The organism is Modestobacter altitudinis, assembly GCF_005930475.1.
GTDB lineage: Bacteria > Actinomycetota > Actinomycetes > Mycobacteriales > Geodermatophilaceae > Modestobacter > Modestobacter altitudinis.
The window spans coordinates 124,285-141,088 of record NZ_SJEW01000002.1 but is presented as its reverse complement, the minus strand read 5'-3'; the positions used below and the strand labels follow the sequence as shown (position 1 = coordinate 141,088).

Here is a 16,804-nt window from a genome sequence, read left to right as displayed (position 1 = left end):
TTACTTGCAGAGAGTGACGACACGACGAAGATCACTTCAGTCGCGCGTGTCAATGCTTGCCTCGTGTGGGTGACACGCCGCAGTCTCTTGGCTGCGGTCTGTGCCGGACGACGCTCTGCCCCCGCGTGGGCGGCTGCCGCGACTCCCTGCAGTCCGTCGTGCCCTCAGGAGGCGTCATGTCCACCACCAGCTCCGTCTCGACCACGCGTTCCGCCGCCGCCGACCGGGGTTGGCGCTGGAACCGCGGGTGGCGCTGGAACCGCTGACGGCCCTCCTGCGTGCGAGGACCCGGCGGGCATGCGGGGTCCTGAGGCAGGGCGACCCCTTGGGGTGAGCCTGCTGCCGGAGGCGGCTGGGCGCTGTTACGTTCGCCCTGACCGCCCCCCTGACAGACAGGCCCACCTTGGCCGAGCCCATGGTCCCCGAGCAGCTGGGGACTCCGTTCCTCCGGCGGCCCTGGACGCTCGCGCTCCTCGGCGGCGTCGTGGCCCTCGTCCTCGCCGTGCCCACGCTGCCCGGGGCCTGGTCGACGCCCGCAGTGTGGTCGGTGCTCGCCCTGTTCGCGACCTTCCTGCTGACCGAGTCCGTCCAGCTGCAGCTCGAGTTCCGCCGGCAGACCTTCGCGATCGCGCCCTCGGAGCTCGCCGTCGTGGTCTCTCTGGTGGAGATCGGTGGTGTCTGGACGACGGTCGCCCGGGTCGCCGCGGTGGCGATCGTGCTGGCCCGTCAGCAGCTGCCGCTGCCGAAGGCGGCCTTCAACCTGGCGCTGACCGTGGCCGAGGTGTGCACCGCGGTGCTGGTGCTCTCCTGGCTGCCGCCGCTGGACCTCGCCGACCCGATCAGCTGGCTGGCCCTGGCCCTGGCGATGCTGTGCGCGTCCTGCGTGGGGGTCCTGCTCACCTGCGCTGCGATCTCGCTGACCGGTGGTCTCCCGGGTCGGGACATGCTGCTCAGCGCGTTGCCGGCGCTCGCGGTGGCGCCACTGAGCGTGATGGTCGGCGTCATCGCGCTGCTGCTGACCTGGCAGACCCCCTGGGCCTGGGCGCTCATCGTGCCGCTCGTGCTCGCCGTGGTGGCGATCTTCCGGCAGTCCACGCACGCCGTCCGCGAACGGCGCACCGTCCAGCGGGTGTACGACTTCGCCCGCCGGGTCGAGCTCGTCACCCCCGACGAGGCCGGCACCCGGGAGATCGTGAACGCGGTCCGCGAGCTGCTCAACGCCGACCGGGTGGCGCTGTGGCTGCCGCCCTACCTCGACGAGGGCCCGCAGCTGGTCGTCGACGCCGCCGACGGTGAGCTGGGGTGGTACGACGGTCCCGGCGACCCCGACGACCTGCTGCGCCGGCGCGCGCTGGCTCCCGGGAGCGCGGGGCCGGTGCTCTCCTCGGCCGCCCGCGCCGACGGTGCCGAGCTGGCCGCGCTGGTCCGCCGGGGTGCCCGTGAGGTGCTCGGTGCGCCGGTGACGACCGCCGCGGGCGAGCCCGGCTACCTCGAGGTCTGCGACCGGCGCAGTGGCGTGGTCACCTTCGACCCGGGCGACCGGGGCGCCCTGGACTCGATGCTGACCCACGTCAACGCGGCGATCCGGCAGCAGCAGCTGCTCAGCCAGATCCGGCACGACGGCGACCACGACCGGCTGACCGGGCTGCCCAACCGCCAGCGGCTCGCGGTCGAGATCGACGCCCTGCTGGTGGCCGAGCCGGCGACCGCCCGGGCGGGGCTGGTCCTGGCGACGCTGGACGGCTACACCAACGTCACCGACACCCTCGGGCACGCGGCCAGCGACGAGCTGCTGCTGGTCACCGCCGGACTGCTGCGGGAGCACGCGCCGCCGCAGGCCGTCGTCGCGCGGATGGAGGGCGGCCAGTTCGCCGTCCTGCTGCCGGGGCTGTCGCTGCCGGCCACCGAGCGGGCCGCCCGCCGGTTGCGCGAGGCCGCCTCCACCCGCGCCCGCGTCGCCGGGCTGGACCTCGAGGTCTCGCTGACCATCGGCGTGGCCGCCGCGCCGGTGCACGGCACCGACTCCGGGACGCTGATCCAGCGGGCCGACGTCGCCCTGCTGGCCGCGCACAGCTCCGGCGGGGTCGCCACCTACCACCCGGTGCTGGACCAGCAGAGCCTGCGCCGGCTGCAGCTGGGCACCGAGCTGGAGACGGCGATGGCGGAGGAGCAGATCACCGTCGTCTTCCAGCCGATCGTGGACGCCCGGACGGCCGACATCGTCTCGGTGGAGACGTTGGTCCGCTGGGCGCACCCGCGGTACGGCGACATCCCGCCGGACGACTTCATCAGCCTGGCCGAGCAGATCGGCCGGATCGGGCCGCTGACCGACCACGTCCTGGACCGCGCCCTGGACCGCTGCCGCCGGTGGCTGGACCAGGACATCGCGATCTCGGTGGCGGTCAACCTCTCCGCGCGCTGCCTGTCCGAGCCCGACCTGGTCGCCCGGGTGCGCGGGGCGCTGCGGCACCACGGGGTCCCCGGGGAGCTGCTGACCCTCGAGCTCACCGAGGGCAGCGTCGTGGACGACACCGTGCGCAACAGCAACGTGCTGGGCGAGCTGCACGCGCTGGGGCTCCGGCTGTCGATGGACGACTTCGGCACCGGCTACTCGTCGCTGTCCCAGCTGCGGCAGCTGCCGATCGACGAGCTGAAGATCGACAAGTCCTTCGTGCTGGGCATGTCCACCAGCCAGAACGAGTCGTTCATCGCCCGGTCGATCGTCGAGCTGGCGCACAACCTGGGGCTGCGGGTGGTGGCCGAGGGCGTCGAGGACGAGGTCACCCGCGACCTGCTGGCCCAGATGGGCTGCGACAAGCTGCAGGGGTTCCTGGTCAGCCGGCCGCTGCCGGAGGACCGGCTGGAGGGCTGGCTGCTGGCCCGTACCGGCGTCCGGAGCGCCGCACCCGGAGCCCGGCACCGCCGGCTGTTCGTCCGGACCTGAAGCAGGTGGGAGGACCCCGGGAAGGACCCCGTCCTCCTCATGCCTCGCACGCTCGGCACGAGCCTCTGGACGGGGCCGCACCTGGCGGCTGTTACAGTCGTCTCGCACGGTCACGAGGGGGTACGCCGGTCGCCGCGAGCGGCTTGGTAGAGTCCCCTCCACTCCCGAGCAGCGCCCCTTTAGCTCAGTCGGCAGAGCGTCTCCATGGTAAGGAGAAGGTCTACGGTTCGATTCCGTAAAGGGGCTCGTAGGAACGACCAGCGGGCCAGTCGAGAGACCGGGCCGCCCGGTCACCCGGCGGTGTAGCTCAGCCTGGTAGAGCAAGCGGCTCATAATCGCTGTGTCACCGGTTCAAGTCCGGTCACCGCTACCCCGGACGGACCCCGCGAGCGGGGTCCGTCGTCGTGCGTGGCACCCGCCGCGCACGAGCAGCACCCAGCACGTCGAGGCCCCTCTCGACACACAGAACAAGGCGAGGACAGCGCTCATGGCAGCCACAGACGTCCGTCCGAAGATCACCCTGGCCTGCCAGGAGTGCAAGAACCGCAACTACATCACCCGCAAGAACCGTCGGAACGACCCCGACCGGATCGAGCTGAAGAAGTACTGCCCGACCGACCGTCGGCACACGGTCCACCGCGAGACGCGCTGACCGCAGCGGTCGCGAGGCGAGGGGGCGGGAGCATGGCGCTGGACGCAGGACTGGTCGGGCGCAGCTACCCGCCCTCTGCCGTGTACGAGGTCGGCCGGGAGAAGATCGCCGAGTTCGCCGCGGCCCTGGGCGACCTCGACCCGGTGTACCTCGACCCGGCGGCCGCCCGTGCGGCCGGGCACCCCGACGTCATCGCGCCGCCGACGTTCGCCATCGTGCTGAGCCTGGGCGCGGGCAACGTGGTGGTGGAGGACCCGGACGTCGCGATCGACTACAGCCGGGTCGTCCACGGGGAGCAGCGGTTCACCCACCACCGGCCCGTCCGTGCCGGTGACCGGCTGGTGGCCACCGCCACGATCGACGCGGTGCGGACCGTGGCCGGCAACGACATGCTCACCACGCGGGTGGACCTCGCGACCGAGGACGGCGAGCCGGTCTGCACCACCCGCTCGATGCTGGTCGCCCGGGGCGTCGCGTGAGCCGCCGCCGTCTGGCCGACGTCGCGGTCGGCGCTGAGCTCCCCGAGCAGACCTCCCGGGTCACCCGCGCGGACCTGGTCCGGTACGCCGGTGCCTCCGGGGACTTCAACGTCATCCACTGGAACGAGCGGGTCGCCCGCGAGGTGGGCCTGCCCGACGTCATCGCGCACGGCATGCTCACCGCCGGGGTCGCCGCTCGCGCGGTCACCCGGTGGGCCGGTGACCCGGGAGCCGTCGTGGACTACCAGGTGCGGTTCTCCCGCCCGGTCGTCGTCCCGGACGACGGGTCGGGTGCCGAGCTGACCGTCCGCGGGCGGGTCGCGGCGGTGGGGGAGGACGGCCGGGTGCGCGTCGACCTGACCGTCACCAGCAACGGGGACAAGGTGCTGTCCCTGGCCCGCGCCGTCGTCGCGCTGAGCTGACCCGGCGGGCGGAGGACGACGATGCGCCGGGCCCCCGTCGTCCTGGCTGCCCTGCTGCTCACCGCCGGCTGCGGCGCGACCGGGCCGGCGGCCTCGACCGCCCCCGTCGGCGCGGCGCCGGCCACCGAGGACGCCAGCTGCCCCCAGGAGCGCGCCGCGCCTGGTCCCGACCGGCCCGTCGTCGACCTCGACCTCACCCTCGGCGACGACCTGCGGACGGTCACCGGCACCGAGACCGTCCTCTTCACCCCCGACCTGCCGACCGGGGAACTGGTCTTCCGGCTGGTGCCCAACGGCCCCGACGCCACCGCCCTCGGCAACCAGCTGACCGTCACCGCGGTGCGCGGCGCGGACGTCGCCGGCAGCGGGTACGAGAGCGCGGCGGCGGCCGCCCCGGGTGGGCTCTACGTCATCACGCTGGCCGACCGGCTGGCCGCGGGGGAGCCCACCGAGGTCGCGCTGAACTTCACGCTCCGGCTCGGCGGCGGCGGCTTCGAGCGGCTGGGCACCGCCCCGGGCGTCTCCTGGTGGGCCAGCGGCGCGCCGCTGCTGGCGTGGGAACCTGGGGTGGGCTGGGCGCGCGACCCGTTCGTGGCCCTCACCGGCGAGACCGCCAGCAGCCCGGTCAGCGACACGACCATCTCGGTCGACGCGCCGGCCGCGCTCACCGTGCTGATGACCGGCGACCAGGACGAGCCGACCCGCGAGCGCGGCGGGCGGCGGACCTGGACCTCCCACGAGCCGGTCGCCCGGGACGTCAGCGTGGCCGCAGGCTCCTTCGTCACCGCCGAGACCGAGGTCGACGGCGTCCGGGTGACCACCGGGGTGCTCCCCGGGTCCGGTCGGGACCCGGCCCGGCTGGCCCGGGCGACGGGGGAGGCGATCGAGCAGCTCGGTGCCCGCTTCGGCGCGTTCCCCTACGCCACGCTCACCGTGCCGTGGCTGCCGGACTTCGGTGGCGGGATCGAGTACCCCTCGTCGATCCTGCTGGCCAGCGAGGACGAGACGGTCCTGGTGCACGAGGTCGCGCACATGTGGTTCTACGGGATGGTCGGGGACTCCCAGTTCCGTGACCCGTGGCTGGACGAGGCGTTCGCCAGCTACGCGGAGTCGGTGACCGGCGACCCACCCCCCGCCCAGGTGAGCCGGTTGCTGGCCACCGACGGGGACGTCGGCGGCTCCATGGCGTCCTTCCCCGACGACCGCCGCTACGTGACGGCGGTGTACGGCAAGGGGGCTGCCGCGCTGCTCACCGCGCGGCAGCGGGCCGGCGCCGATGCCTTCGACGCGGCACTGCGCTGCTACGTCGACGCCCGGGCCTGGGCGATCGCGACCCCGGCCGACGTCGGGACGGCGCTGGCCGACCTGCCGGCCGCGCTCACCGTGCTGCAGCAGGCCGGGGCGCTCGACCCCGAGGACCTGCCCCGCTGACGACGCCGCTCAGCCGGCGGAGCCGAGCAGCCGCTGCATCCGGGACACGCCCTCGACGAGGTCGTCGTCCCCGAGGGAGTAGGACAGCCGCAGGTAGCCGGGGGTCCCGAACGCCTCACCGGGGACGACGGCGACCTGCGCCTCCTCCAGCAGCAGCTCGGCGAGCTCGACGCTGGTCTGCACGGTGCGCCCGGCGATCGGCCGGCCGAGCAGCGCCTTGACCGACGGGTAGGCGTAGAAGGCGCCCTGCGGCTCGGGGCACGCGACCCCCGGGATCTCCCGGAGCATGCCCACCATCGTCTGCCGGCGGCGGTCGAACGCCGCGCGCATGGTCGCGACGGCGGACTGGTCACCGGTGAGCGCCGCGACGGCGGCCAGCTGGGAGACGTTGGCGACGTTGGACGTGGAGTGCGACTGCAGCGCGGTGGCGGCCGCGACGACGTCGGCCGGGCCGAGCAGCCAGCCCACCCGCCAGCCGGTCATGGCGTAGGTCTTCGCGACGCCGTTGACGACGACGCAGCGGGACTGCAGCTCGGGCACCAGCGCGGGCAGCGAGGGCGCGGTGGCCCCGCCGTAGACGAGGTGCTCGTAGATCTCGTCGGTGAGCACCCACAGCCCGGCGTCCAGGGCCCAGCGCCCGATCTCGGCGACCTCCTCCGCGGGGTGCACCGCCCCGGTGGGGTTGGCCGGGGAGCAGAACAGCAGCAGCCGGGTCCGTGCGGTCCGGGCGGCCTCCAGCTGGCCCACCGACACCAGGTAGCCGCTGGCCTCGTCGGCGACCACGGGCACCGGGACGCCGCCGGCCAGCCGGACGGCCTCCGGGTAGGTGGTCCAGTACGGGGTCGGCAGCAGCACCTCGTCGCCGGGGTCGATCAGGGTGGCGAGGGCCTCCTGGACGGCCTGCTTGCCGCCGTTGGTCACCAGCACGTCGGCCGGGCGAGCGCGGAGCCCGGAGTCGCGCAGCGTCTTGGCGACGATCGCCTCCTTGAGCTCGGGCAGCCCGCCCGCTGGGGAGTACCGGTGGTTCGCCGGGTCCTGCGCGGCGGCCACGGCGGCGGCGACCACGTGGGGCGGGGAGGGGAAGTCGGGCTCACCCGCGGCGAAGCCGATCACCGGGGAGCCGGCGGCCCGCAGCGCCTTCGCGCGGGCGTCCACGGCCAGCGTCGCCGACGGGGTGATCGCAGCGACCCGCCGGGACACGCGGCGCTCGGCCGGCCGGACCGGGACCGGGGGCGGGACCGCGGCGTCCGGCACGGGGGCAGTGGTCATGGCGGCGATCGTGTCAGACCCGGTGGGCCGGTCCGGCGGCGTCCGGCGGCGCCCCTGTGGGAGGGGCTCGCCTGCCGTGTTGGCCGTCGGTCCCGGCGGTCCCGTACACTCGACGACCTGGGGCCAGTGGGACCCCGCCACCGGCGTGCCCCGGGGCTCCTCTCGAGGAGCTCGGTCGCGCCGTGACGCGGCCCGGCGTTCCCTAGGGGTGTAGCTCAATTGGCAGAGCAGCGGTCTCCAAAACCGCAGGCTGCAGGTTCAAGTCCTGTCACCCCTGCCACCACCTGACCGACGACCGAGGAGCGAGGCGCTGTGAGCGAGGAGAAGGACGGCGAGCCGGACGACGGCACCCGCGCCGACGACGAGCTGACCGCTGAGCAGATCGACGCCGAGACCCCCGGGGTCGAGGACGCCGCCGAGCTCGAGGCCGCCGAGGCCGAGCTCGCGGACGAGGCCGAGTCCGACGAGGACAAGGTCGTCGCCGCGCCCACGCGTCGACGGCAGCGCAGCACCTCCGACCGTCCCGCCAACCGGACCACCGGCGCCACCCGCGCCGGCGACGGCACCCGGTCGCGCGCCGACGCCGAGCGGGCCCGCGCCGCCGAGCTGCGCCACAAGCGCAGCATCGGCCGGTTCCTCCGTGAGGTCGTCGCCGAGCTCCGCAAGGTCATCTGGCCCGGCCGCAAGGAGCTGATCACCTACACGACCGTGGTGATCGTCTTCGTCGCCGTCATGGTGGCGCTCGTGGCCGGCCTCGACATCGCCTTCGCCCAGGGCGTGCTCGCCGTCTTCGGCTGACCCGCTCCCTGGCCTGCACCACACCCGACAAGGAAGAGACCCAGTGACGGACCCCCGCGAGCCCTTCGAGACCGACAGCGCGGTCGAGGGCATCGACCTCGACGACGCACGTGCCGACGTGCGCGGCAGCGTCGACCTCGAGACGGGCGCCGGCGAGACCGGCTCCGCCGAGGGCTCCAGCGACACCGCCGACCAGGACACCGCCAGCGGGGTCGCCGACGTGACCCCCGTCGTGGAGACCGGCAGCGCGGACAGCCTCGTCGGCGACCCGCTCGCCGAGCCGGCGCCCGACCACGACCCGCTGGTCACCGAGACCCTCGAGGCCGCCGCCGAGCAGGACGAGGACCCGGCCACGGCGCTGCGTTCGACGCTGCGCAGCCAGTTCGGCGACTGGTACGTGATCCACTCCTACGCGGGCTACGAGAACAAGGTGAAGACCAACCTCGAGTCCCGGATCACGTCGCTGGACATGGAGGACTACATCTTCCAGATCGAGGTGCCCACCGAGGAGGTCACCGAGATCAAGAACGGCAAGCGGACCCAGGTCAACCGCAAGAAGCTGCCCGGGTACCTGCTGGTCCGGATGGACCTCAACGACGAGTCGTGGGGCGCGGTGCGCAACACCCCGGGTGTCACCGGCTTCGTCGGCGCCACCTCCAAGCCGTCCCCGCTGAGCATCGACGAGGTCGTCAACCTGCTGGTGCCGGCGGTCACCGAGAAGCCGGCCGCGGCCGCCGAGGCCGCACCCACGGCCTCCGCGACGACCGTCGTCGAGTTCGAGGTGGGTGAGTCCGTCACCGTCATGGACGGTCCCTTCGCGACGCTGCCGGCCACCATCAACGAGATCAACCCCGAGCAGCAGAAGCTCCAGGTCCTCGTCTCCATCTTCGGCCGCGAGACGCCGGTCGAGCTGTCGTTCACCCAGGTCACCAAGTTGTGAGAAGGACCCCGCTGCCCCCCACCGCTCGTAGGCTCGCGGCGGGACCCTGCAGCGGGGCCAGCGAACCGAACTGATCAACGCACTGAGAAGAAGGAAGTCATGCCCCCCAGGAAGCGGTTGACCGCGGTCATCAAGCTCCAGATCAAGGCCGGTGCGGCCACCCCCGCGCCGCCCGTGGGTCCGGCGCTCGGCCAGCACGGCGTCAACATCATGGAGTTCTGCAAGGCCTACAACGCCGCGACCGAGGCGCAGCGCGGGGACATCGTCCCCGTGGAGATCTCGGTCTTCGAGGACCGGTCGTTCACCTTCGTCACCAAGACGCCGCCGGCAGCCCGCATGCTGCTCAAGGCCGCCGGGGTGGAGAAGGGGTCGGGCGAGCCGCACAAGACCAAGGTCGCCACGGTCACCCGTGACCAGGTCCGCGAGATCGCCCAGGTCAAGATGGAAGACCTCAACGCCAACGACCTCGAGCAGGCCGAGAAGATCATCGCCGGCACCGCCCGGTCGATGGGCATCACCGTCAAGTAAAGGACCCCCTCGCCCCCCGACCTTCGCAAGCTCAGGTCGGGACCCTACGAGGGGGCCGGTTCCAGCACCTCACGTGGGAGGGCCGGCCAGGCCCGTTCACCACACGACCCCGTTCCGGGGGAAGGAGCACCACCATGGCCAAGCACGGCAAGAACTACCGCAAGGTCGCTGAGCTCGTCGACGACAGCACCCTCTACAGCCCGCTGCAGGCTGCCGGTCTCGCCAAGCAGACCTCGACCACGAAGTACGACGCCACCGTCGAGGTCGCGATCCGCCTCGGGGTCGACCCCCGCAAGGCCGACCAGATGGTCCGCGGCACGGTCAACCTGCCGCACGGCACCGGCAAGACCGCCCGCGTGATCGTGTTCGCGACCGGTGACAAGGCCGCCCAGGCCGAGGCCGCCGGCGCCGACGTCGTGGGCTCCGACGACCTGATCGAGCGGATCCAGGGCGGCTTCCTGGACTTCGACGCCGCGATCGCGACGCCCGACCAGATGGCCAAGGTCGGCCGGATCGCCCGCATCCTCGGCCCCCGCGGCCTGATGCCGAACCCGAAGACCGGCACCGTGACCCCCGACGTCACCAAGGCCGTCAACGACATCAAGGGCGGGAAGATCAACTTCCGCGTCGACAAGCAGGCCAACCTGCACCTGGTGATCGGCAAGACCTCCTTCGAGGAGGCCAAGCTGGTGGAGAACTACGCCGCCGCGCTCGACGAGGTGCTCCGCGCCAAGCCGTCGGCCGCCAAGGGCCGGTACGTCAAGAAAGTCACCGTCTCGACCACCATGGGCCCGGGCATCCCGGTCGACCCGAACCGCACCCGCAACCTGCTGGTGGACGAGCCCACCGCCTGAGCAAGGACCCCGTCCTCCTCACCCCTCGCAGGCTCGGGGTGAGCCTCTGGACGAGGCCATGGGAGGCCCCGCAGCTGCTGCTGCGGGGCCTCTCGCGTCCCACGGACGGCCGCGGGAAGTGCTGCGCTGCTACGGTCGCGCGGTGCCGCACCGGTAGCGGCTCCTGACCATCGCGCCCCGTCCGGGCGCACGTCACTGGAGTCCCCGCGTGTCCGACCCCGTCGTCCGCCCCTTCCGTCGCGCCGACCGGGACCAGCTGACCGCGCTGGTCAACGCGCACGTCTGTGCCGTCGTCCCCGGCTGGGCGGTGTCCGTCGCCGTCCTGCTGTCCCAGCTGGAACGTGATCCCGGGCAGTACGTCACCGACCCGTGGGTCGTCGCCCGAGCCACCCTGGTCGCGGAGGTCGACGGCCGCCTGGTCGCCGCCGCCCACCTGCGCCGGTACGGCACGGGGTCGACCGTCGCGGCGGACTGGCGGGACGCGGGCGAGATCGCCTGGCTGGTGTGCTGGCCGGCGCACGAGGCCGCCGGTGGACGGTTGGCCGCCGCGTGCGTGCGCCTGCTGGACTCCTGGGACGTCCGCCGGCAGTACGCCGACGGCGACCTGCCCACGGCCGCCACCTACGGGGTCCCGGACTCGTGGCCGCACGTGGCCCGGGTCTTCGGCAGCGCCGGGTTCGACCCCGCAGGAGGCCGGACGGAGGTCGTCCTCGCCGGCACGCTGGACGGCGTCCGGCGACCGGTGCGTCCGACACTGCCGGGGCTCACCGTGCACCGGACGGTGGGCACCTTCGGCGCGCGGTCCAACGCCGTGCTCGACGGCGAGGTCGTCGGCTTCGTCGAGGCCCAGGACGACCACACCCGGGGCGGGACGCTGCACCGGATGGACGGCTGGGCCGACCTGGCCGAGCTGCACGTCGACGCCGACCGCCGCGGGCAGGGGATCGGGACCTGGCTGGTGGAGCACCTGGCCGAGTGGCTCCGGCTCGGCGGGACCCGCCGGTTCCTCGTCGCGCTGGGCGAGGAGGACCTGGCGCTGGAGCCGTGGTTCGGCCGGTTCGGGTGGCACCGGATCGGGACCACCCGGCGGAGCTGGGTCCGCCAGACGGGCCGGCCGGGGTGATCGCGTCGCTCCTGCCCGGAGGGGGCGGGCACGGCGCCGGCGGATGGCGTACGCTGGGCGCCGTTCCCCCCAAGACCGCATGGTCGTCGCACGCCCGCGTGCGATCGAAGGTCCGGATGTCCGGGCGACCCGCGCAGGTGGACGGTACGACGAACGCGTCGCGGCCCGGGCTCGCCCGGAACCCGGCCTGTCCCTCGCCCCGTGCGCTCTGCGCCGGGGCGTTCCTCGTTTCCGGGCCCTGATCGCCCCGGGCGCACGCCGCCGGTGGTCGCCCGACAGACGAGAGGAGGCCCATGCCCACGCAGGCGAAGGCCGCGGTGATCGAGGAGATCACCGAGCGGTTCAACAACTCCAGCGCGGCCGTGCTCACCGAGTACCGCGGGCTGACCGTGGCGCAGCTGACCCAGCTGCGCCGTTCCCTCGGTGCGGGCAGCAGCTACGCCGTCGTCAAGAACACCCTGACGAAGCGGGCCGCGGACTCGGTCGGTCACACCGACCTGGCTCCGCTGCTCACCGGTCCGACCGCGATCGCCTTCATCGAGGGTGACCCGGTCGAGGCCGCGAAGGCCATCCGAGACTTCAGCCGCGCCAACCCCCTGCTCGTCATCAAGGGTGGCGTGGTCGAGGGCCGCACGGTCGACGCAGCCGAGGTCTCGCGCCTCGCCGACGTCGAGCCCCGTGAGGTCCTGCTGGCCAAGCTGGCCGGCGGGATGAAGGGCAACCTCACCAAGGCGGCCGGGCTGTTCCAGGCCCCGCTGTCGCAGGTCGCCCGGCTGGCCGCCGCGCTGCAGGAGAAGAAGGAGTCCGCCGAGGGCGCCTCTGCTCCGGCCGCAGACGACACGACTGCTGCTGACACCACCCCCGACACGACCGATGCTGCCGCGGACACCGCGGTCAGCACCGACTGACCCCCAAGGAGACACCATGGCCAAGCTCTCTTCCGACGAGTTGCTCGACGCCTTCAAGGAGATGACCCTCCTGGAGCTGTCCGACTTCGTGAAGCAGTTCGAGGAGACCTTCGACGTCACCGCCGCTGCCCCCGTCGCCGTCGCGGCCGCCGGCCCCGCCGGTGGCGGCCCGGCTGCTGAGGCCCCGGCCGAGCAGGACGAGTTCGACGTCATCCTCGAGGCTGCCGGCGACAAGAAGATCCAGGTCATCAAGGAGGTGCGCACGCTGACCTCGCTCGGCCTCAAGGAGGCCAAGGACCTGGTCGACAACGCGCCCAAGCCGGTGCTGGAGAAGGTCGCCAAGGACGCCGCCGAGAAGGCCAAGGCCTCCCTCGAGGGCGCTGGCGCCACCGTCACCGTCAAGTGACCCCCCGCCCGGCTCGCTGAGCCGGGCACCGCACCACCCCGCACACGACAGGGGCCGTCCTCCTCCCGGAGGGCGGCCCCTGTCGCGTGCCCGGGCACCTCCTGCGCCCGCCGGCGGGCGTCCGGCGACGACACCCGCGCGCCGCGACTGTCCGTACCGGGAGTGCACTGGCATCATCTGCTGCGACCGACCTCGCTCCGCCCGCTCCCGGCGGCCCGGCCCTCCTCGCGGAGGCGTCGGCCCGCCCCCGGCACCGGTGGCGCCGGCCACCCTCCCCGGTGGGTCCCCGGCTCCACCGGCAGCCGACGTGGACACGGGCGCGCAGCAGGGGTAGGGTCTCCTGTTGCGCTGCCCTCTGACTGCCAACCCGCCGACACGGGTCACCAGGGGTGCCCGGGGAACGGATCCGGGTCACCTCGTGTTGACGCCGATGGCGGGACCGGCATCCGCGGTCAGCCTCGCCGATACCGACGACGACCCAGGACGACAAGCACCCGCCCGCACGTCGTGAGGTCCTTGGAAGGACGCATCTTGGCAGGCTCTCGCCCCACCAGCACCACCACCACTGAGAACAGCACCACCCCGGTCGACATCCAGCCCGGTCCCCGCACCGGCGGCGCCGACCAGCAGAAGATCCCCGGCGCCCCGCTCCGCGTCTCGTTCGCCAAGATCCGCGAGCCCCTCGAGGTCCCCGACCTCCTGGCCCTGCAGACGGCCTCCTTCGACTGGCTCGTCGGCAGCCCGCAGTGGAAGGCCACCCTCGCCCCCGAGGACCAGGCCGACGCCGTCGGTGGTCTGGCCGAGATCCTCGAGGAGATCTCCCCGATCGAGGACTTCAGCGGCTCGATGTCGCTGTCCTTCTCCAACCCGCGCTTCGAGGACGTCAAGGCGTCCCTCGAGGAGTGCAAGGACAAGGACATGACCTACGCGGCGCCGCTGTTCGTCACCGCCGAGTTCATGAACAACACCACCGGCGAGATCAAGAGCCAGACGGTGTTCATGGGCGACTTCCCGATCATGACGAGCAAGGGCACGTTCGTCATCAACGGGACCGAGCGCGTCGTCGTCTCCCAGCTGGTCCGCAGCCCCGGCGTCTACTTCGACAAGACCCTGGACAAGACGTCGGACAAGGACGTCTACAGCGCCAAGGTCATCCCCAGCCGCGGTGCGTGGCTGGAGTTCGACGTCGACAAGCGCGACACGGTCGGCGTCCGGATCGACCGCAAGCGCCGTCAGCCGGTCAGCGTCCTGCTCAAGGCCCTCGGCTGGACCGAGGACCGCATCCGTGAGCACTTCCAGTGGTCGCCCACGATGCTGGCCACCCTGGAGAAGGACCACATCGCCGGCCAGGACGAGGCGCTGCTGGACATCTACCGCAAGCTGCGTCCGGGCGAGCCGCCGACGCGTGAGTCGGCGCAGGCGCTGCTGGAGAACCTCTTCTTCAACCCCAAGCGCTACGACCTGGCCAAGGTCGGCCGCTACAAGGTGAACAAGAAGCTCGGCGTGGAGGTGCCGCAGGGCACCTCGACGCTGACCGAGGACGACATCGTCGCCACCATCGAGTACGTCGTGCGTCTGCACGCCGGCGAGCCCGAGCACGGCGTCGACGACATCGACCACTTCGGCAACCGTCGCCTCCGCACGGTGGGCGAGCTGATCCAGAACCAGATCCGGGTCGGCCTCTCCCGCATGGAGCGCGTCGTCCGCGAGCGGATGACGACCCAGGACGTCGAGGCGATCACGCCGCAGACCCTGATCAACATCCGGCCGGTCGTCGCCTCCATCAAGGAGTTCTTCGGCACCAGCCAGCTCTCGCAGTTCATGGACCAGACCAACCCGCTCGCGGGTCTGACCCACAAGCGCCGCCTGTCGGCGCTGGGCCCGGGCGGTCTGTCCCGTGAGCGCGCCGGCATGGAGGTCCGCGACGTGCACCCGAGCCACTACGGCCGGATGTGCCCGATCGAGACCCCTGAGGGCCCGAACATCGGCCTGATCGGCTCGCTGTCCTCGTTCGGCCGGGTGAACCCCTTCGGGTTCATCGAGACGCCGTACCGCAAGGTGGAGAACGGTCAGGTCACCGACCAGATCGACTACCTCACCGCGGACGAGGAGGACCGGTTCGTCGTCGCGCAGGCCAACAGCCCGCTCGACGCGCAGGGTCGCCTCGCCGAGGAGCGGGTCCTGGTCCGCACCAAGGGCGGTGAGGTCGACTACCTGGCTCCCGAGAACGTCGACTACATGGACGTCTCGCCGCGGCAGATGACCTCGGTCGCGACGGCGATGATCCCGTTCCTCGAGCACGACGACGCCAACCGCGCGCTGATGGGCGCGAACATGCAGCGTCAGGCCGTCCCGCTGCTGCGCAGCGAGGCGCCGCTGGTCGGCACCGGCATGGAGCTGCGTGCCGCCGTCGACGCCGGCGACGTCGTGGTGGCCGAGAAGGCCGGTGTGGTCGAGGACTCCACCGCCGACTACGTCACCGTGATGGCCGACGACGGGACCCGGCAGACCTACCGGCTGCTGAAGTTCCAGCGCTCGAACCAGGGCACCTCGATCAACCAGAGCCCGGTCGTCGAGGAGGGCCAGCGGGTCGAGGCCGGCCAGGTCATCGCCGACGGCCCGTGCACCGACGAGGGCGAGATGGCGCTGGGCAAGAACCTGCTCGTCGCCTTCATGCCGTGGGAGGGCCACAACTACGAGGACGCGATCATCCTGTCGCAGCGCCTCGTGCAGGACGACGTCCTGTCCTCGATCCACATCGAGGAGTTCGAGGTCGACGCCCGCGACACCAAGCTCGGTGCCGAGGAGATCACCCGGGACATCCCGAACGTCTCCGAGGAGGTCCTCGCCGACCTCGACGAGCGCGGGATCATCCGGATCGGTGCCGAGGTCGTCCCCGGCGACATCCTCGTCGGCAAGGTCACGCCCAAGGGCGAGACCGAGCTGACCCCCGAGGAGCGGCTGCTGCGGGCGATCTTCGGTGAGAAGGCCCGTGAGGTCCGCGACACCAGCCTCAAGGTCAAGCACGGTGAGTCCGGCAAGGTCATCGGCGTCCGGGTCTTCTCCCGCGAGGACGGCGACGAACTGCCCGCCGGCGTGAACGAGCTCATCCGGGTCTACGTGGCCCAGATGCGCAAGATCAGCGACGGCGACAAGCTGGCCGGCCGGCACGGCAACAAGGGCGTCATCTCCAAGATCCTCCCGCAGGAGGACATGCCGTTCCTCGAGGACGGCACGCCGGTCGACATCGTGCTCAACCCGCTGGGCGTGCCCGGCCGGATGAACGTCGGCCAGGTCCTGGAGACGCACCTCGGGTGGATCGCCAAGCAGGGCTGGCAGGTCGAGGGGACGCCGGAGTGGGCGGCCAAGCTGCCGGGCGCCGCGCGTCAGGCGGCGCCGGGCACCCGTACCGCGACGCCGGTCTTCGACGGTGCCAAGGAGGACGAGATCATCGGCCTGCTGGGCTCGACGATCCCGAACCGCGACGGCGACCGGATGGTCAAGGAGACCGGCAAGGCGCGGCTGTTCGACGGCCGTTCCGGGGAGCCCTTCCCCGAGCCGATCTCGGTGGGCTACGTCTACATCCTGAAGCTGCTGCACCTGGTCGACGACAAGATCCACGCCCGTTCGACCGGGCCGTACTCGATGATCACGCAGCAGCCGCTGGGTGGTAAGGCGCAGTTCGGTGGCCAGCGCTTCGGTGAGATGGAGTGCTGGGCGATGCAGGCCTACGGCGCGGCCTACGCGCTGCAGGAGCTGCTCACCATCAAGTCCGACGACATCCTCGGCCGGGTCAAGGTCTACGAGGCCATCGTCAAGGGCGAGAACATCCCCGAGCCGGGCATCCCGGAGTCGTTCAAGGTGCTGCTCAAGGAGCTCCAGTCGCTCTGCCTGAACGTGGAGGTCCTCTCCGGCGACGGCCAGGCGATCGAGCTGCGCGACACCGACGACGAGGTCTTCCGGGCCGCGGAGGAGCTGGGCATCGACCTGTCCCGCCGCGAGCCGTCGTCCGTCGAAGACGTCTGATCGCCGGCCGGCCGGCCCTGGGTC

Annotated in this window: 14 protein-coding genes and 3 tRNA genes; 16 read left to right on the top strand and 1 reads right to left on the bottom strand. The window is 72.3% G+C overall.

What is annotated here, in order from left to right; all coding sequences use genetic code 11:
* Positions 1-415 precede the first annotated feature (415 nt).
* From FHL79_RS01560 to FHL79_RS01530, 7 genes are all read left to right on the top strand, one after another.
* Positions 416-2,944: a putative bifunctional diguanylate cyclase/phosphodiesterase gene (locus FHL79_RS01560; RefSeq protein ID WP_246080208.1), complete on the top strand. Its 2,529-nt coding sequence runs from the start codon at positions 416-418 to the stop codon at positions 2,942-2,944.
* Between the two features lie 173 nt (positions 2,945-3,117).
* A tRNA-Thr gene (locus FHL79_RS01555) sits at positions 3,118-3,190 on the top strand.
* A 50-nt stretch (positions 3,191-3,240) separates the two neighbouring features.
* A tRNA-Met gene (locus tag FHL79_RS01550) sits at positions 3,241-3,314 on the top strand.
* Positions 3,315-3,431: 117 nt separating this feature from the next.
* The gene (gene rpmG, locus FHL79_RS01545) at positions 3,432-3,596 is read left to right on the top strand and encodes a 50S ribosomal protein L33 (RefSeq protein ID WP_026844873.1); all 165 of its coding nucleotides are present in this window, start codon (positions 3,432-3,434) and stop codon (positions 3,594-3,596) included.
* A gap of 32 nt (positions 3,597-3,628) precedes the next feature.
* Positions 3,629-4,075 carry a MaoC family dehydratase N-terminal domain-containing protein gene (locus FHL79_RS01540; RefSeq protein ID WP_138756865.1) on the top strand — a complete coding sequence of 149 codons (447 nt, stop codon included), beginning with the start codon at positions 3,629-3,631 and terminating at the stop codon, positions 4,073-4,075.
* Entirely contained in the window at positions 4,072-4,497 is a 426-nt protein-coding gene (locus FHL79_RS01535) for a MaoC/PaaZ C-terminal domain-containing protein (protein WP_138756864.1), read from the top strand. The genes FHL79_RS01540 and FHL79_RS01535 overlap by 4 nt, the downstream gene beginning before the upstream one ends.
* 21 nt (positions 4,498-4,518) lie before the next feature.
* The gene (locus tag FHL79_RS01530) at positions 4,519-5,928 is read left to right on the top strand and encodes a M1 family aminopeptidase (RefSeq protein WP_138756863.1); all 1,410 of its coding nucleotides are present in this window, start codon (positions 4,519-4,521) and stop codon (positions 5,926-5,928) included.
* Positions 5,929-5,937: 9 nt separating this feature from the next.
* Here the strand turns inward: FHL79_RS01530 and FHL79_RS01525 are convergent, their stop codons facing one another.
* Positions 5,938-7,197, bottom strand: coding sequence for a pyridoxal phosphate-dependent aminotransferase (locus tag FHL79_RS01525; protein ID WP_138756862.1), 1,260 nt, complete (start codon positions 7,195-7,197; stop codon positions 5,938-5,940).
* Positions 7,198-7,401: 204 nt separating this feature from the next.
* Between FHL79_RS01525 and FHL79_RS01520 the strand changes: the two genes are divergently transcribed.
* From FHL79_RS01520 to rpoB, 9 genes are all read left to right on the top strand, one after another.
* Positions 7,402-7,477, top strand: a tRNA-Trp gene (locus tag FHL79_RS01520).
* Positions 7,478-7,509: 32 nt separating this feature from the next.
* Positions 7,510-7,995 carry a preprotein translocase subunit SecE gene (secE, locus tag FHL79_RS01515; RefSeq protein ID WP_138756861.1) on the top strand — a complete coding sequence of 162 codons (486 nt, stop codon included), beginning with the start codon at positions 7,510-7,512 and terminating at the stop codon, positions 7,993-7,995.
* 43 nt (positions 7,996-8,038) lie between these two features.
* Complete coding sequence (gene nusG / locus FHL79_RS01510; RefSeq protein ID WP_138756860.1) at positions 8,039-8,935, top strand: transcription termination/antitermination protein NusG; 897 nt, start codon at positions 8,039-8,041, stop codon at positions 8,933-8,935.
* Between the two features lie 99 nt (positions 8,936-9,034).
* Positions 9,035-9,463, top strand: a complete 429-nt coding sequence (rplK, locus tag FHL79_RS01505; protein ID WP_138756859.1) for a 50S ribosomal protein L11 — start codon at positions 9,035-9,037, stop codon at positions 9,461-9,463.
* 134 nt (positions 9,464-9,597) lie between these two features.
* The gene (gene rplA, locus FHL79_RS01500; protein WP_138756858.1) at positions 9,598-10,317 is read left to right on the top strand and encodes a 50S ribosomal protein L1; all 720 of its coding nucleotides are present in this window, start codon (positions 9,598-9,600) and stop codon (positions 10,315-10,317) included.
* A gap of 208 nt (positions 10,318-10,525) precedes the next feature.
* On the top strand, positions 10,526-11,440 hold the full coding sequence (locus FHL79_RS01495; protein WP_171057950.1) for a GNAT family N-acetyltransferase: 915 nt from the start codon (positions 10,526-10,528) through the stop codon (positions 11,438-11,440).
* 293 nt (positions 11,441-11,733) lie between these two features.
* Positions 11,734-12,348, top strand: a complete 615-nt coding sequence (gene rplJ, locus FHL79_RS01490) for a 50S ribosomal protein L10 (protein ID WP_138756856.1) — start codon at positions 11,734-11,736, stop codon at positions 12,346-12,348.
* Between the two features lie 16 nt (positions 12,349-12,364).
* Entirely contained in the window at positions 12,365-12,754 is a 390-nt protein-coding gene (gene rplL, locus FHL79_RS01485; RefSeq protein WP_138756855.1) for a 50S ribosomal protein L7/L12, read from the top strand.
* Positions 12,755-13,285: 531 nt separating this feature from the next.
* Positions 13,286-16,780 carry a DNA-directed RNA polymerase subunit beta gene (gene rpoB / locus FHL79_RS01480; RefSeq protein WP_218938284.1) on the top strand — a complete coding sequence of 1,165 codons (3,495 nt, stop codon included), beginning with the start codon at positions 13,286-13,288 and terminating at the stop codon, positions 16,778-16,780.
* The last annotated feature ends 24 nt before the right edge of the window (positions 16,781-16,804 follow it).

Excerpts from the sequence above, each read along its gene's own strand:
- rplL (WP_138756855.1), top strand. The coding sequence starts at position 12,365 with ATGGCCAAGCTCTCTTCCGACGAGTTGCTCGACGCCTTCAAGGAGATG.
- rplK (WP_138756859.1), top strand. The coding sequence starts at position 9,035 with ATGCCCCCCAGGAAGCGGTTGACCGCGGTCATCAAGCTCCAGATCAAG.
- rplA (WP_138756858.1), top strand. The coding sequence starts at position 9,598 with ATGGCCAAGCACGGCAAGAACTACCGCAAGGTCGCTGAGCTCGTCGAC.
- rplJ (WP_138756856.1), top strand. The coding sequence starts at position 11,734 with ATGCCCACGCAGGCGAAGGCCGCGGTGATCGAGGAGATCACCGAGCGG.
- FHL79_RS01530 (WP_138756863.1), top strand. The coding sequence starts at position 4,519 with ATGCGCCGGGCCCCCGTCGTCCTGGCTGCCCTGCTGCTCACCGCCGGC.
- FHL79_RS01540 (WP_138756865.1), top strand. The coding sequence starts at position 3,629 with ATGGCGCTGGACGCAGGACTGGTCGGGCGCAGCTACCCGCCCTCTGCC.
- FHL79_RS01560 (WP_246080208.1), top strand. The coding sequence starts at position 416 with ATGGTCCCCGAGCAGCTGGGGACTCCGTTCCTCCGGCGGCCCTGGACG.
- FHL79_RS01525 (WP_138756862.1), bottom strand. The coding sequence starts at position 7,197 with ATGACCACTGCCCCCGTGCCGGACGCCGCGGTCCCGCCCCCGGTCCCG.
- rpmG (WP_026844873.1), top strand. The coding sequence starts at position 3,432 with ATGGCAGCCACAGACGTCCGTCCGAAGATCACCCTGGCCTGCCAGGAG.